This is a genomic window from uncultured Roseibium sp., from assembly GCF_963675095.2.
In the GTDB taxonomy this organism is placed as follows: domain Bacteria; phylum Pseudomonadota; class Alphaproteobacteria; order Rhizobiales; family Stappiaceae; genus Roseibium.
The window spans coordinates 15,598-30,984 of sequence record NZ_CAXXSJ010000057.1; the positions used below are offsets into that span (position 1 = coordinate 15,598).

At 62.0% G+C, this 15,387-nt stretch carries 14 protein-coding genes and 1 tRNA gene; 3 read left to right on the top strand and 12 right to left on the bottom strand.

Annotated features, from left to right (window positions below; all coding sequences use genetic code 11):
- Nucleotides 1–105: 105 nt before the first annotated feature.
- From ABIN98_RS22580 to ABIN98_RS22630, 11 genes are all read right to left on the bottom strand, one after another.
- Nucleotides 106–390 (bottom strand): 23S rRNA (pseudouridine(1915)-N(3))-methyltransferase RlmH, encoded by a 285-nt coding sequence (locus ABIN98_RS22580; protein WP_346913364.1) that lies wholly within the window; start codon nt 388–390, stop codon nt 106–108.
- A gap of 258 nt (nt 391–648) precedes the next feature.
- Nucleotides 649–1,059, bottom strand: a complete 411-nt coding sequence (rsfS, locus tag ABIN98_RS22585) for a ribosome silencing factor (RefSeq protein WP_346913366.1) — start codon at nt 1,057–1,059, stop codon at nt 649–651.
- Nucleotides 1,060–1,228: 169 nt separating this feature from the next.
- Nucleotides 1,229–1,864, bottom strand: coding sequence for a nicotinate-nucleotide adenylyltransferase (locus tag ABIN98_RS22590; RefSeq protein WP_346913368.1), 636 nt, complete (start codon nt 1,862–1,864; stop codon nt 1,229–1,231).
- Nucleotides 1,861–3,141, bottom strand: a complete 1,281-nt coding sequence (locus ABIN98_RS22595; protein WP_346913370.1) for a glutamate-5-semialdehyde dehydrogenase — start codon at nt 3,139–3,141, stop codon at nt 1,861–1,863. Before ABIN98_RS22595 ends, ABIN98_RS22590 begins: the two co-directional genes overlap by 4 nt.
- Nucleotides 3,142–3,182: 41 nt before the next feature.
- A complete protein-coding gene (gene proB / locus ABIN98_RS22600; RefSeq protein ID WP_346913656.1) occupies nt 3,183–4,325 on the bottom strand; it encodes a glutamate 5-kinase in 1,143 nt (380 codons plus the stop codon).
- Nucleotides 4,326–4,339: 14 nt separating this feature from the next.
- On the bottom strand, nt 4,340–5,386 hold the full coding sequence (gene obgE, locus ABIN98_RS22605) for a GTPase ObgE (RefSeq protein WP_346913372.1): 1,047 nt from the start codon (nt 5,384–5,386) through the stop codon (nt 4,340–4,342).
- 39 nt (nt 5,387–5,425) lie between these two features.
- Nucleotides 5,426–5,947 carry a GNAT family N-acetyltransferase gene (locus ABIN98_RS22610; RefSeq protein WP_346913373.1) on the bottom strand — a complete coding sequence of 174 codons (522 nt, stop codon included), beginning with the start codon at nt 5,945–5,947 and terminating at the stop codon, nt 5,426–5,428.
- Entirely contained in the window at nt 5,944–6,525 is a 582-nt protein-coding gene (locus tag ABIN98_RS22615; RefSeq protein ID WP_346913374.1) for a GNAT family N-acetyltransferase, read from the bottom strand. Before ABIN98_RS22615 ends, ABIN98_RS22610 begins: the two co-directional genes overlap by 4 nt.
- Nucleotides 6,522–7,127 carry a GNAT family N-acetyltransferase gene (locus tag ABIN98_RS22620; protein ID WP_346913376.1) on the bottom strand — a complete coding sequence of 202 codons (606 nt, stop codon included), beginning with the start codon at nt 7,125–7,127 and terminating at the stop codon, nt 6,522–6,524. Before ABIN98_RS22620 ends, ABIN98_RS22615 begins: the two co-directional genes overlap by 4 nt.
- Nucleotides 7,128–7,256: 129 nt before the next feature.
- Nucleotides 7,257–7,526 carry a 50S ribosomal protein L27 gene (rpmA, locus tag ABIN98_RS22625; RefSeq protein WP_190293707.1) on the bottom strand — a complete coding sequence of 90 codons (270 nt, stop codon included), beginning with the start codon at nt 7,524–7,526 and terminating at the stop codon, nt 7,257–7,259.
- A gap of 50 nt (nt 7,527–7,576) precedes the next feature.
- A complete protein-coding gene (locus ABIN98_RS22630; protein ID WP_346913378.1) occupies nt 7,577–8,215 on the bottom strand; it encodes a 50S ribosomal protein L21 in 639 nt (212 codons plus the stop codon).
- A 391-nt stretch (nt 8,216–8,606) separates the two neighbouring features.
- Here ABIN98_RS22630 and ABIN98_RS22635 point away from each other — a divergent pair.
- A tRNA-Ser gene (locus tag ABIN98_RS22635) sits at nt 8,607–8,696 on the top strand.
- A 90-nt stretch (nt 8,697–8,786) separates the two neighbouring features.
- On the opposite strand, the gene ABIN98_RS22640 is transcribed toward ABIN98_RS22635, so the two are convergent.
- Nucleotides 8,787–9,392, bottom strand: coding sequence for a hypothetical protein (locus ABIN98_RS22640; protein WP_346913380.1), 606 nt, complete (start codon nt 9,390–9,392; stop codon nt 8,787–8,789).
- A 147-nt stretch (nt 9,393–9,539) separates the two neighbouring features.
- Here ABIN98_RS22640 and ABIN98_RS22645 point away from each other — a divergent pair, with 147 nt between their 5' ends.
- Nucleotides 9,540–14,621 carry a PKD domain-containing protein gene (locus tag ABIN98_RS22645; protein ID WP_346913382.1) on the top strand — a complete coding sequence of 1,694 codons (5,082 nt, stop codon included), beginning with the start codon at nt 9,540–9,542 and terminating at the stop codon, nt 14,619–14,621.
- Nucleotides 14,622–14,666: 45 nt separating this feature from the next.
- Nucleotides 14,667–15,386: a hypothetical protein gene (locus tag ABIN98_RS22650; RefSeq protein WP_346913384.1), complete on the top strand. Its 720-nt coding sequence runs from the start codon at nt 14,667–14,669 to the stop codon at nt 15,384–15,386.
- Nucleotide 15,387 lies beyond the last annotated feature (1 nt).

Consider the following 15,387-nt stretch of genomic DNA (forward strand, 5'->3'; position numbering starts at 1 on the left):
TTACCAAACGGGTTTTGCACCGTTCGCACGCATCCCGACAGACTATTCAGCTATCCTCTGAATGCGGCGATAAACGGGCAATATCGCCGTGTACCTACTTTATACCTACTCGCGATGATAGGGATGGCCTGCCTGAATGGTCAAAGCACGGTAAATCTGCTCAGACAACAGAATACGCACCAGCTGGTGCGGCCAGGTCATGGTGCCGAAGGCGATCTTCAGATCGGCCCGGGCAAGCAGCTCAGCCCCATGGCCATCCGCACCGCCGATGGCGAACACCACATCCTGAACACCTTCGTCCTTCCAGCCTTCCAGCTTGCGGCTGAAGTGCAGACTGGAGAGCGATTTGCCGTGTTCGTCGAGGACAACGAGCTTTGCCCCGGACGGCAATGCTGTTCAGGAGGACAGAGGCTTCTTCCGCTTTGCGCTCGTCGGATTTCTGCGCCCGGCTTTCGGGGAAATTCAGCAAGCGCCACGGCCGTGACGCCGAGCCCGCGGCCGATCTTGCGGGCCCTGTCGACATAGCGGTCGAACAGATCCTTATCGGCACCGGCCTTCATCCGTCCGATGCAGGATATCGTGAAGCGCATAACGTCCTTATCCGGGCAAACGCCCGGATACCTTCAGAGACGCCCTCGGCTGAAAAAATCAGCCGATATACTGGGGTGCCGTATCCGTTTCCGGGGCCCACATCTTTTCAAGATTGTAGAAACCGCGGACTTCCGGACGGAAGATGTGAACGATCACATCGCCGGCGTCGATGAGAACCCAGTCACAGGTGCTCTGGCCTTCAACCGCTGCAGTACCGTGGCCGGCGTCTTTCAGGTCACGCAGGAGATGGTCGGCGATCGCACCGACATGACGGTGCGAACGTCCGGACGCAATCACCATGTGATCGGCCAGGGAGCTCTTTTCTGCGATGTCGAGAGTGACAATGTCCTCTGCCTTGGAGTCTTCGAGACTGGCGAGAACCGTATCGATCAGCTCACCCGCAAGTTCAGCGCTCACGGGAGACTGGAGTGGAGTGGACTTCACAGTCCCCTCGCTTTCAAAGGTCATGGTCAGATGGTGTGCCTTTCGCCTTGTTGCCGTCCCGCACTTTTACGCTTTACGCAGGACTGGTTGACCTTGCCTCGGCCATCCGGTCCGGATGACCATGCTTATAGAATACTCCCTCCACCTTGGCATTTTCAAGACGGAGTTCCTGACTGCCCTAACGGCAAGCCGTTCAGGTGTGGGGTTTTCGCCTCAAAAAAGTCGAGGACGTCTCATCGAGAGGCGCGTGAAGAAACGTCCACACCGGCGGCTCCAGATCGGCCAGAAGCGCCGCATTCTCTTCGGGAAGTCTATGTTTTTCATAGGCTTTCGCCATCGGAGATGCCATCGCCGGCAGAAATGCTCCAGGCCGGTCGACAACGGCGATCGGGACGAGCCCGGCGATCGCACGCCAGTCCTGCCACCGGTGGAAACCCGCCATATTATCCGCGCCCATCACCCAGACGAATCGCAGGGATGGCCGGCGCAGGCGCAACATTTCGATGGTCCGTGCCGTATAGGGCGATCCTAGAACCGCCTCGTAAGCCGTCACCTTCATCCTCGGATGATCGGCCAGCGCACTGGTCATATGGATGCGCATTTCCAGCGGCGCTAGGTCACCGTGTTCCTTGAGCGGATTGCCCGGCGTGACGAACCACCACACCTGATCCAGCTCCAGCCGTTTCAGAACCGTCTGCGCCACCAGCCGGTGGCCGGAATGGGGCGGATTGAAGGAGCCGCCGAAAATCCCGATCCGGTTTCCCGGTTCGGCATGGGGCAGCTTCATCCACTCGGCATGGGCATACCCGCTGGCCATGCTGAAATTCATGGACGGGTCTGTCCCTCGCCATGAACGCAGTATTTGAAGCTGGTGAGCTGTTCGACACCGACCGGACCGCGCGCATGCATGCGTCCCGTCGCAATGCCGATTTCCGCACCCATGCCGAATTCGCCGCCGTCGGCGAACTGGGTGGAGGCGTTGTGCAGCACGATCGCGGAATCGACCCGCTTGAAGAATTCCGCGGCCGCCGCATCGTCCTCGGTGAGGATGCAGTCAGTGTGGTTGGAGCCCCAGCGGGCGATGTGCTCGATGGCCGCGTCCAGACCGGACACCACCTTTACCGCAAGGATCGGCTCAAGATATTCCGTCGACCAGTCGTCCTCGGTCGCAGGCACAACGTTGTCGCACAGCTCGACAACCCGGGCATCGCCGCGGATCTCGCAGCCCTTGTCCTGAAGCGCCTTGACGATTGCCGGCAGGTGGGATGCGGCCACGGCCTCATCGACCAGCAGCGTTTCCAGCGCGCCGCAGATGCCGGTGCGGCGCAGCTTGGAATTGACGACGATGTCGACCGCCTTCTCAAGATCCGCCGCCTTGTCGACGAAGATGTGCACCAGCCCTTCCAGGTGGGCGAAGACCGGGACGCGGGCTTCTTCCTGCACGCGGGCGACGAGGCTCTTGCCGCCGCGGGGCACGATCACGTCGAGATTGCCGTCCAGGCCTTTCAGCATTTCGCCGACGGCGGCCCGGTCGGTGACCGGCACCATCTGGATGGCGTCCTCCAGCAGACCGGCGGCCTTCAGGCCCTTCTGCAGGGCGGCATGGATCGCCTTGTTGGAATGGATCGTTTCGGAGCCACCGCGCAGGATGACCGCATTGCCGGCCTTGAGGCACAGGGCGCCGGCATCGGCGGTCACGTTCGGGCGGCTTTCATAGATGACGCCGATGACGCCGAGCGGCGTGCGCACGCGCTCGATCTGAAGACCGTTCGGCCGGTCCCAGGCGGCGATGACGGAGCCGACCGGATCTTGCAGCGCGACAATGTCTTCCAGCGCTTTGGCGACAGCCTCGATCCGCTCTTCCGACAGCGTGCCGCGGTCCAGGAAGGCGGCCGTCTGGCCGTTGGCCTTCATGGCCTCGATGTCCTGCGCATTGCCTGCGAGGATCTCCGGCGTCGCGGCGCGGACGGCCTTGGCCATTTCGGCAAGGGCCTGGTTCTTGGCTTCGGTTGGCGCCGTTGCCAGCACGCGTCCGGCGGCACGGGCCCGCCGGCCGATATCCGCCATCAGGGCCTGAACGTCGCTCATCTCAACCTTATCCAACATCTTTCCGTCCCAACTCTCTTACGCGCAAGGCGTGTGTCACCTTACCGGTTTTCGTTTCCGTGTGCATCGTCCAGCACGAGATCGTCGCGATGGATCATTTCCGCGCGGCCCGGATAGCCGACGATGGCCTCGATCTCGCGGCTGTTACGCCCCGCGATCAGCCGCGCCTCGTCATAGTCATAGGCCACCAGGCCACGGCCGATGATGCGGCCGTCCGGATCGAGCATGATCACCGCGTCGCCGCGCGAGAAACTTCCCTGAACTTCGGTTACGCCGGCGGGAAGCAGGCTCTTGCCGGAGTGCAGCGCCTTCACCGCGCCCTTGTCGAGGCGGATCTCACCACGCGGTTCCAGGTGACCGCCGATCCAGGCCTTGCGCGCGCTCGATGTCGAGGCGATGGCCGGGAACCAGGTGCAGCGGGCGCCCTCGTCCAGCTTCTTCAAAGGGTGCATCGCCTTTCCGGAGGTGATCACCATGGTAGTGCCGGCAGCGGTCGCGATTTTACCCGCATCGATCTTGGTCTTCATACCGCCGCGCGACAGTTCCGACCCGGCGCTGCCGGCCATGGCCTCGACCTCGGGCGTGATCCTGGGCACCTCGGGCAGGAACACCGCATCCGGATCGGTTGCCGGCGGGGCGGTGTAAAGGCCGTCGATGTCGGAGAGCAGCACCAGGCAATCGGCGCTTGCCATGGTCGCCACCCGGGCCGCCAGCCGGTCGTTGTCGCCGTAGCGGATCTCGGAGGTGGCCACGGAGTCGTTTTCGTTGATGATCGGGATCGCGCCGAGCTTCAACAGCGTGCCTATGGTGGCGCGCGCATTGAGATAACGGCGTCGTTCTTCCGTGTCACCCAGGGTCAGGAGGATCTGGCCGGCCTGCCTGCCATGAGCGCCGAGCGCCTCCGCATAGGCCTTGGCCAAGGCGATCTGACCGGCGGCGGCCGCCGCCTGGCTTTCCTCAAGCTTCAGCGGTCCGGAGGGCAGACCCAGGATACCGCGGCCAAGGGCGATAGAGCCGGAGGACACGATCAGCATCTCCGCCCCGCCACGGGCGAGATCGACCACGTCGGAGATCAGCGCATCCAGCCAGTCCTTCTTCAGCTCGCCCTTTTCGACGAGCAAGGCAGACCCGATCTTGACGACGATACGGTTGTGGCCGGCGAGACGGCGTTTGTCGGAAGACATCAGGCCAGAAGACATCAGGGATGCCAGCCTTCCTGCTGTTTGGACGGCACCGCGTTGGCCTCGTCTTCCTTGTCCTTGTCGATCGCGCGCACGATCATCCGAAGCGCCCGGTCCACGTTCAACCCGCTTTGCGAGGACAGGATCAAGGGCTTCTGGCCGCAGGCGGCTTCCAGCGATGCGGACCGTTCCGCGATCAGCTCGTCGTTGAGCGCATCGCACTTGGACAGGGCCACGATTTCCGGCTTGTCGACCAGACCGTGACCGTAGGCTTCCAGTTCACCGCGCACGACCTTGTAGGCTTCGCCCGGATCTTCCTCGCCGGACCCATCGACCAGATGCAACAGAACGCGGGTGCGCTCGACATGGCCGAGGAAACGGTCGCCGAGGCCAGTGCCCTCATGAGCACCCTCGATCAGTCCGGGAATATCGGCGATGGCGAAGCTGCGGCTGTCGATCTGGACAATGCCGAGGTTCGGGTGCAGCGTCGTGAACGGATAGTCGGCGATCTTCGGCTTGGCGGCGGAGACGGTCGCCAGGAAGGTGGACTTGCCCGCATTCGGCAGGCCGACCAGACCCGCATCGGCAATCAGCTTCAGCCGCAGCCAGATCCATTTCTCCTCGCCTTCGAGGCCCGGATTGGCCCGGCGCGGCGCCTGGTTCACCGACGACTTGAAATGGGCATTGCCAAAACCGCCGTTGCCGCCCTTCAGGAGCAGCACCTTCTGGCCGACCTCGGTCAGGTCGGCGATGATGGTCTCGTTGTCCTCTTCCAGGATCTGGGTGCCGACAGGAACCTTCAGCGTCACGTCACCACCATCGGCGCCGGTGCGGTTCTTGCCCATGCCGTGGATGCCGGTCTCGGCCTTGAAATGCTGCTTGTAGCGGTAGTCGATCAGCGTGTTCAGGCCATCGACGCATTCGACATAGACGTTGCCGCCCTTGCCGCCGTCGCCGCCATCCGGTCCGCCATATTCGATATATTTCTCGCGCCGGAACGACACACAGCCTGCCCCGCCGTTGCCGGAGCGCACATAGATCTTGGCCTGATCGAGGAATTTCATTTCTTTTGTCTTTCTGTCCGTATCTCAGACCGTGACCGTCTAATTAAAAGCATTCCGTTTTATCCGCAGCACAGTTGACGGCCGGCCCTCACCACGCGCCAGGCTCTCGCACGTCCCCTTGCTGTCATCCGAAAAGCCGAGCTTGCGCAGGACTTTAAGCGATGCGGGATTTTCATCCATTGCCTGACTGGTCAGCTCATCAATCGGATGATTGGCGAACAACCAGGCCAACGCGGCGCCGGCTGCCTCGCTCATGTAGCCCCTGCCCCAATAGGGTCGCCCCAGCCAATAGCCTAAAGTGGGGTCGTTCGGCAACTTGCCGAGCGAAACGCAGCCAATCAAACCGTCGCCGGCATCCAGTGCGAAGACCGTTTCGCAGCCCGGCTTTCCGGTATTCGCCTGCGACAGCCAGTCGATGCCGTGATCCCGCGTATAGGGATGAGGAACGAGGGCAAGCATCTTGGAGACGTCGTAGTCGCCAATCAGATCCACGATCCGTTCCAGGTCGCTTTCCGCCGGCGGACGGAGCATCAGCCGTTCCGTCCTGATCACCGGTGTCATGCCGCCGCCCTCCGGCTTTCGAACTCGGACCGCTCGAGTCGGACGACGATGTTCGACACCTTCCGGTCCAGCGCCTTGGCGAAACGCACCGTCTTGCCGACCGGGCGGAAACCCTGCTTGCGCAGCACCGCCCGCGAGGCCGTGTTGTCCTCATAGGCCCGCGCGGCGATCGCCTGGCAATGAAAGGCTGTAAACGCCCATTCAAGGACGGCTTCCGCCGCCTCGGTCGCGTAACCGAAACCATGGAACGGACGGCCGAGCCAATAGCCGAGCGTCGGGCAATCCGGCTGCTCTTCCAGATCGCCCGGCGCCTGAACGGCGACGGTGCCGATGAAGATGCCGCCGAGGGTGATCGCGAACACCGCCTCTCCGGTCATGCGGTCCAGATCTAGGGCGCCCTGGTGCAGAACCTTGGCGACGAAGGCTTCCGCCGCCCCGTCCTCGTAAGGCCAGGTGCAGCCGGTGAGCCAGCGGGCGACTTCGAAATCGCGGCCGCCGAGATTGGCGATCGCCTCCGCATCCCCTTCGTTGAAGGGGCGCAGAACCAGGCGGCGGGTCTTCAGAACGGGAAGTGTCATGCCGACCTCCCCCACTGCTTCAGGGAAGACCAGACCGCCCGTTCCAGCGAATAGCGCTCGATCGGCACGGCCCCGCCGGCACCCACCGAGCGGATCATCGACTGATCCCGGTACTGGAAGCCGGACTTGACCAGAACCCGGCGCGAGGCGGGGTTGGTCACCCGGCAGGCGCCCGAGAGTTCTCCCATCGTCCCGTGGGAAAAGGCATGGTCGACCAGAGCATGGACCGCTTCGGTCGCAAACCCCTGCCCCCAGAAGGCCTCGCCCAGCCAGTAGCCGATGTGAACCGGGCTGCCGGCTTCCATCTCGCCGTATTTGGCCATGCCGATGAAGCGGCCGGTGGTGTTCATCCGGATGGCGAAGGTGGCGTTGTTGCCGTCGGAGCTCTGCGCGCGGGCGACCAGCGCCTTGGCGTTTTCCAGGGAAAACGGGTGGGGCATCTTCGCCAGGTTCGCGGCGATCTTGTGGTTGTTGGCCAGGAACACGATATCGGCCAGATCATCCGTTCGCGGCGTATCGAGCCGGATCCGGACAGCTTCCTGCGGCTCGGGGGCCGCACCGAGACAGCTTTCGTCTAAGAGACCATCACTTTCGACAACCATTTCATTCTCCAGTCAAAGTTCAAAAGAAAAGGGGAGATGGCGGCCCATCTCCCCTTGTGTCTTTGACCGGTTTTGTCTCAAACCGCCGGGGCTTAATGGGCGCCGGCGGGTTTGGAACTCACGTCGGCTTTACTCCGCTGCTTCCGCTACCGGAAGCACATTGATGTAGGTTCGCTTGTTGGCTTTCGCCTGGAACTCTACCTTGCCTTCCACGGTCGCAAAAATGGTATGGTCCTTGCCCATACCGACACCGTTACCCGGATGCCACTTGGTACCGCGCTGACGTGCAATGATGTTGCCCGGGACGACAGCTTCGCCGCCGTACTTCTTGATGCCGAGACGGCGACCTGCGGAATCGCGACCGTTACGGGACGAACCGCCTGCTTTTTTATGTGCCATGAGGATGCTCCTCGCTGCTTGTTCTTCAGATCAGGGTGAGATACGGCGGCTTACTTGCCGGCCAGTTCCTTGGCCTGTTCGATCCAGTTGTCGCGTTCGAAGCGGCCCTTGAAGTTCAGGACCTCGTCGACGCGGGCGATATCTTCCGCAGAGAAGTTCACGATCTGCGCGTAGGTGGTGATGCCCAGCGCGTTCAGTTTCTTCTCCAGAACCGGGCCGACGCCGGAGATCTTCTTCAGATCGTCCTTTTCGCCGTCCGGGGCGGTGAACAGCGGCGCGACAGCGTCTTCCGCGGCAGCAGCCGGTGCTTCTTCCTCAGCCTCGGCCTTCGGAGCGGCGGCCTTCTTCGGCGCCGCGGTCTTGGCGGGCTTGGCGCCACCGGTCAGGATGTCGGTCACCTTGACGAGGGTGAATGCCTGACGATGGCCGTTGCGGCGCCGGGAATTCTGACGGCGGCGCTTCTTGAAAACGATGATCTTGCGGTTGCGGCCCTGATCGACCACTTCCGCAACGACGCTGGCTCCGTCAACGAGCGGCGCGCCGATGGTGGTGTCCGTGCCGTTTCCGACCATGAGCACTTCGTCGAAGGTGACGGTGCTGCCGGCTTCGGCATCGAGTTTTTCGACCTTCAGGAGGTCGTCTGCGGCAACGGTGTACTGCTTGCCGCCGGTCTTGATCACTGCGAACATGTCTCGCACGTCCTTCTTTTCGTTTTTGCTGCGGGCGCCCCGTTCACCGGAAAGCCCACTTGTCTATGTTGTTTTCGGCGCCCGCCCTGCCGGAAACCGGCGGTCCGGGTCTTTGCGATCTGAAGGCTTTTTTGAAGTCTCGGATCAGGCCTGAAACAACGGGAAAGGCGGAATCTTGACAAAGACTCCGCCGTTCAGGATCGGCAATATAGTCAGGACGCCCCTCAAGTCAATCGATAAGTGGCGGAATAATGCGCCATTTCTGCCACTTCGCGGCGTTATCTCAGCCGCGCATAAAAATAGCCGAAACAGCCAAACTGCCTCTTGCGGCCCGGGAACGCCTTGTCTATGTTCCGCGCCACTTGAGACCACATACGATCCCAAGTACCGCGGAGAGGTGCCGGAGTGGTTGAACGGGGCGGTCTCGAAAACCGTTGTGCCCGCAAGGGTACCCAGGGTTCGAATCCCTGTCTCTCCGCCATTTTTTTTCTGTTTATTCCCGACACATTATTTTCATTTTATTCTGCGGACATAAGCAGCTCTTTCGCTGTCCCGCGTCCGGTCCCGAACATCATTCGGGTGTCTCACCAAGCCCCGTCGCCTTTGCGACCTGCGCCCGGACATTCTGGAAAACCTCCGGGGTGCAGAACAGGGCCGCGAGGACCCGGTATTTGCTTTTCAGGAAAACGGTATGCCTGCGTTCGTCCACGCTGATGCGGCGGACATCCTTCCAGCGCGCGAAGCAGATCGACCCGGATTTTGCCAATAGGCCCGAGCCTGCGATTCCCGGTTTGAGGGCGAGCAATCCGATGGCAATCGCCAGCTTGCTTCCTGTCCGTGCCGTTGCATCGATGACGGCCGACTCTACGCCGTCATCGTTGAGGCGAAACCGCATGCGCATGCGATTACGGAAGATCAACAGCGAGACCAGCGCAAAAAGAAACATCAGCCCGGCGCCGATCACCAGCAATCCGACGATGACATCCGGGATCTGATCGGTATAGCCATCCCACCAGGCAAGCCCGCCCACAAAGGCGATCAGAATGACAATCGGGATCAGTATGGCAAATGCAGTCTGTCGCACGACGATGGGCGTTGTCAGAAGCGGCACGTCGATTTCCCACGTCAGGCTGTCAGCCGCACCGGCTTCGTGTTCGCAGGTTGCATCAATTGCCATTGGCCTCACCCAGTTGATTTCGCGCCGTAAATTCTATCCGCCAAATCCGCCGTCCGGCTTGATCGACATCAATAGTCTTCCGAATTGGATGTGCTTGGTTGCTGCCTGTGTTCGAAAGTCTTATCCCGTTGATCGAAGGGGCGATTGATGTCGCGACGGAAATTCTCCAATTGGCTGCCGGCAATCCTTGCCGGGGTCCTGACCGCGCTTCAAACGGCAATCCTATCGCCCGTCCTCGCCCAGGAAAATCCGGCCGAAGAAAAGGTCTATCAACAGGCTTACGGCGAGATCAAACAGACCTTCGACACGGTCAAGGGGCACTTCGACGAGGTCAAGAATACCGCCCAGTCCTTCCAGGGCGCCGTCACCACATGGCGCAACGCCACGACCTACGCGACCCAGAACAAGGCGATCAAGTCTGTCAACGATCTCTATAAATCCACCATCGACAAGGCCGCAGAAGGCGTGCTCACGCGCCTGTTCGGCGAAGATGCCGTTAAGGAACTCAAGAAAATCCAGGAAATTACCGGCGTGGAACTGCCGATCCCGCCGCTGGAAAAGATTCTGCGTGACCCGAAATCGCGCAAGGACGCGCTGGACTACATGTACAAGCTCAGCGCCATCGAGCGGGACCTGCGCAACAAGGGCTATTTCCAGAAGCTCAAAAAGGCGGAAGCCTTGTTCGAAACGGCCGGGGATTACATAGGCAAGGCCGGCGACCTTGTCGACTTCGTCGCCCTGTTCGACCCGAACAATGTCGATCCGAACTCCCCGATCAGCACGCTCAATGCCATTGACGGCGTGATTGGCAAAATCCAGGACGTCAGCACCGCCATACCGGGTTTCGGGCATCTGCTTGGCTTCTATCGGGAAGCCATCAAGGTTTTCAGCACGGAACTCACCAAGCTGGACAAACAGATCGCCGAAGCACGTGCCGGATCCCTTTGCGGGCAGCGCGGCCGGTTGCGGCCCCATCAGGCTGCTTTCGAACAGCATTTCGGCAAGGCTGAATGTCTCAGTTTCCTGCCGCTGATAGCTGCCGAAGGTGAACTGAAGCCGGCACGGATCTGGCGCAATACGTCCCGCAGGGCAGCGCTCGATTCCGTTTTTGTTTTCGTCGATGCCTCTCAGCACGCGGGCCTGACCGGCGCCGCTTTCGACCAGCTTTACGGGTCCTACAATGCGCTGAAATACAGTGATTTTCCCGAAAACCGCGGACTCGTCGGAAAAGACCGGTTTCTCGATATTCTGATCCGCGCCAGCGGCCGGGACTTCTCGGCCCGCGATCGCGAATGCACGGCGCTGTTCCGGAAATTTTCCGACCGCCAGTTCCGCAAGGTGGTCGAAACCAGCGGTGTGGTCGACCGCTCCAAGCGCATCCGCAGCGCTCGCGGATCCGTTTTCAATCTGAACCGAACCGGCGAGCGGGAATTCCACGCCCTATGCCTGTTCGACAGCAGCCTGTTCGCCGCCCTGAGCGACCTGGTGAAGAAGCAGGGCCGGCAGCTGGTCGTGCGGCTGGATATTGTCGCCCGCGACGGCCGCAGCACCCCGGATGTCACCGCGATCCGGCTCAACGGCACCGCGCTGGATTTTACGTCCGACCCGCGCACCCTGCGCGGCAACGGCCGTGTCACGGTTTACGCGCTGGCGGAAGCCGAAAGACCCATTGCGGTCGAGATCTCGGCGCCCGGCTTTGAAAGCTACAGCCGGGACATCACCTTCGAAGCAGGAAGAAAACTGTCCCATACGGCTTTTCTGAAACGTCTCCCGGAACCCCCGGTCGAAGAAAAGGAAAAACAGCCGAAAACCACCGAAACGCCTGCACAGGAGACACCGGTTTCGGACAAGGGAAGCTCCGATGACCCGAAGGCTTCGGGCTCTGCCAAGGAGGCCGAAAGCACTGCCGGCAAGACCGCCGGCACGGCCGGTGCCAAACCTGAAACAGAGCAGACCCCGGACACCACAGAAGCCGGGAAGCCGGCCACTGCGGAGACCGGTAAAAAGGAGACCTCCACCGAGACAGACACCGCGCGTGACTTCCCGGATAGCGGGAACGGCAACGGATCCGATACCGGCAAGACGAGCGCGGAAGCAGAAACGGCCCCTCCCCAACCGGACCCATCGCTGCCAACCGTTGAACTGAGCGGACCGACGGGCACTGTCTTTCTCGGCAGCACCGCCCGGATCGGGGCGAACCTGTCGGGCCTGGATACGGCCGCTTCAGACGCGGATTGCATTCCCGGCTCCGGTCCGTTCGACGACTGCCGAAAGGTCACCATTCCCGGAGCCCGGCCAGACCAGGTCATCATCACCGATGCGGGAGACACGGAAGACCTGTTCGGTGATCCGGAGCCTCAGCGCACCGCCTACCGGGTCCTGTGGCACGCCACTCCGAACCTTACCTTCGATCCGGTGGAATCCGGCGGCGACACCACCGTCACGTTCGACCGGCTCGGCACAGTCAAGGTCTGGGCTCAGATCGTTACGACCGAGGACGGCGGCACGAAAACCGTCGCAGAAACGGAAGTGCAGACCGTGGAGGTGCTTCCACCGGCACTGTCGCTCTTATTCGATCCGCCAAGTGGCGCCGGCGCGGGCACGGAGGTCCGCGCAAGGGTCATGACCGAGCCTCACGTCCCCGACGCCCTGATCGACGTTCGCTGGCTGGAGCCGGCAACCGCCAACCGGCGTGAATATGCCGGCAACGGCTCCGAGATCGGTTTCACGGTCGATGGCGGCAAGACCGTCACACTCGAAGCCATCGTCCGACTGCCCGTCCATGGCGACGAAATCGGCAGGATCAGCGGTCAGTATGACACGACGGCCGGTTCCGTTCGGGTGACGGCAAAAGCGCGCGGTCCGAAACCGCAGATCTGGGACGAGAATGTCGGCGGTTTGATCGATGTCCCCGAAGGGCTCTACGCCGCCGGGCAGGCCATTGAGCTGAGCGCGGAACTGGAAGGGGCCAAGAGCGGCGGTGACGTCCGCTGGGACTGGACCGTCAACAGCGGGACCAGCATCTCCAACCCGGCCTCCCGGACCCCGACGGTTTCCCGGGCGGAAGCGGGTACGATCCAGGCGGAAGTCACCGCGAAGGACAAGGACGGCCGCCTTCTCGGCAAGGGGCGCATCTCGCTGGCAGTCGTTATATCCGCCGATGAAACCAAAACGGCGGGCGACCAGCGGCTGGCGGATGAAAAAATGGCCGAGGCCGATGCGGCCTGGCGGGACGGCGACCCGGTCAAGGCGGCGGACCTGGCCACGCAAGCGGCAAAACTGCGCCGCTTCGATCCGGCGCTGCGCAGCAAGCGGGAACGCTACGTGGACGGCAGCATGCGATTCCAGAATGCGGCCGTGCTGACGAGAGAGGCCGAAGAGGCGGTCCGCCGCGACCAGCTTGAATCCGCGGTCAGCCGTCTCACCGAAGCCCAGCGGCTTTGGCCCGATTCGGAACGCGCACGGCGGCTTGCCGAACTCAGCCGCGAAGCCGACCTGGCAAAGGCGAAAATCGAACGTTCGCAGAGACTGACGGTCGAAGCACTCAAGGCGGCCGGACGCAAGGACTTCGACCTGGCGATCGGCCTTGCGGAAGAAAACCGCGCCCTCATGCCCGGACAACAGGCAGAGTCCCTTCTTGCCGATATCCGCAAGCAGCAGGAGACCTGGGAGCAGATACAGGCCGACCTGGAACGGAAGCGGCAGGCGGCTAAAATTCCGGAGCCCTGCACGCCCGGTTCGGTCAGCTACGAGAGCGCCGGGAGCTATTGGAAGCGCGGCCTCGACTACCTGGCCCAGGGCGTTCTGGTGGAGGGGATCAAGTCCCTGGAAAAAAGCATCGAGACCTGCCCGGACGAACGCAGGGCTGCCCAGGTGGCCAAGATGCGCACGCAAGTAGAAGCTGAAATCGCCCGCCGGAAGGCGGCAGCGGAAGCCGAACGCCAGGCTGATCTGGCCGAAAGCCGGCGTGACAAGCAATGCATTCCAGGTGGCGGCAAATTTGCCGCCGCCCACCGCACCTGGGCCAGTGGAGTCGCCAGGATCAAAGCGGGAGATGTCGAGAGGGGCCTGATGGATCTTGAACTGAGCCTCTCCTATTGCCCTGACGACAAACGCGCAGCGCAATTGGCTACCCTGAAGCAACGGCTCGATCAGGTTCGTCAGCCGGGCGGCCAGGAGCCGCCGCAGTCTTCAGCGACCACTCCGCAGGATCAACCGGTCGCGGCCTGTGCGCCGGGTGGCGCGAATCATGCCGGTGCATCGGAATTGTGGCAGTCCGGGCTTGCAAAGATCTCGGCTGGGCGTCTGGCGGCCGCAATCGGTGACATGCAGAAAAGCCTGAAACTCTGTCCGGACGATCAGCGCTCGGCGCAGGTAGCAGAGCTGCGCCGCCGGCTGACCCGCGAACGGGCCGAGACCTCGATGAAACGCGATGAAACGGCACGCGAGAAAATCGCGGCCACCCAACCGCAGACCGTCCAGCCAAAGAATACGAACACATCGCCGACAAGTGGGACCGCGAGCGTCAATATCGAAGGCGTTTGGGTGGTGAACCATCCGGATCGGAAATTCGAACTGACGATCAGCCAGACCGGCAACAAGGTGACTGCCAGCCATCAGCCGCACAACGCGCGCTGGTGGGGCACCCTGTCAGAAAACCGATTTGCCGGCACTTTTGCCAATGACTGGTCTGGCAAAAAATGTAATCGTCTGGTCGACGGCACCCACAGTTGGGGCCGGTTCGAGCTTGTGTTCGAGGGCGACACCTTCCGGGGCTACTATAATTACTGTGAAGACGGACGGCACAAGGTCCTCATCAGCGGTAAGCGAAAGGGCTCCGCCGGGCCTGTCGCGACCGCGCCAACCGTTGATGACAGCGCTTCAGTCCCCGGCAGGCCTTCGAAAACATATGCCGGCGAGCTCATGCAATTGCCTGGAACAACCATCCGCCTGACCTTTGCCGATGGAACCGTCAGCGGTTTCATCAAGGGCGCCTACAACGGCGACAGCATCGAAGCGACCTTCTCCGGGCCGTACAACGAGGTCGGCAGCTTCACGTTACCCCTGATCGGCACTCTGATCGACAGTTCCGGGCAGTTCGGAACGATCAAGTTCAAGGGCGAGATCCACGGGTCAAAACGTTTGAAGAATGAAAACTATTGGGGCGACTGGGAGGCTGGCAATGCCTACGAGAAGGCCCATGGGCGTTGGGAGGCCAAACCGCAATGACACCGACTGCGAAAGCTCAAGCGCAAAGAGGAGCGCGAGACTGATATGGGTATCCTGGCAAAACTGGTCCTGGGCGCCATCGTGATTGCGATGACAACGCCTGTTGCCGCACTGGACCTCGGCAAGAGCGGAGTCTCCATCGACTTTCCCGCCCGCGGCTGGAAGGTGGAAGACCACGACGATGCGGCCATGAAGATCTGGCATTTGCGCGCGGAAACCTGGGATCCGATACCGGAAGAGTCCGGCATGATCGCCATCACCGTCACCTATCTGGACGGCGATCCCTGGCCCGACATCGCCGCTCTTCGGGACAAAGCGGCTGAGGTCATTTCCGACAACATGCTGGTCGACGTCACAGAAAAGGCCCCCTTTGAAACCGGCAGCGGCCGGTATCAGATCGCCGGCGCAGATTTCGCCGGATCGCTCGACATGATGGCAGAGGGGAAGAAACCCGTCAGCGCCCGCCTCGTGGTCATCCGTACCGGGACCTCCTCCCTGCTTGTCACCGCATTCTCCTTGAGGCCCTTGACCGACCAGCCCTTCGCCGCCCTGTTCGGTCCAGGCGCCATTCTGAGCGCGTCCGGCCCGGGAGCAAGCGCCCTCAACACCCTCGGCGCCACGGAAACAACACCCGCGGTATCGCCCGAGGCTGCCCCACCAGCGGAAACCGTGCCCGCGGCAGATGGCACATCACCAAACGTGAACGACCTCCTGAAAGACATGCAGCAGGAATTCTCCCCCGTGCCCGCCGGCTCCGGCAATTGAG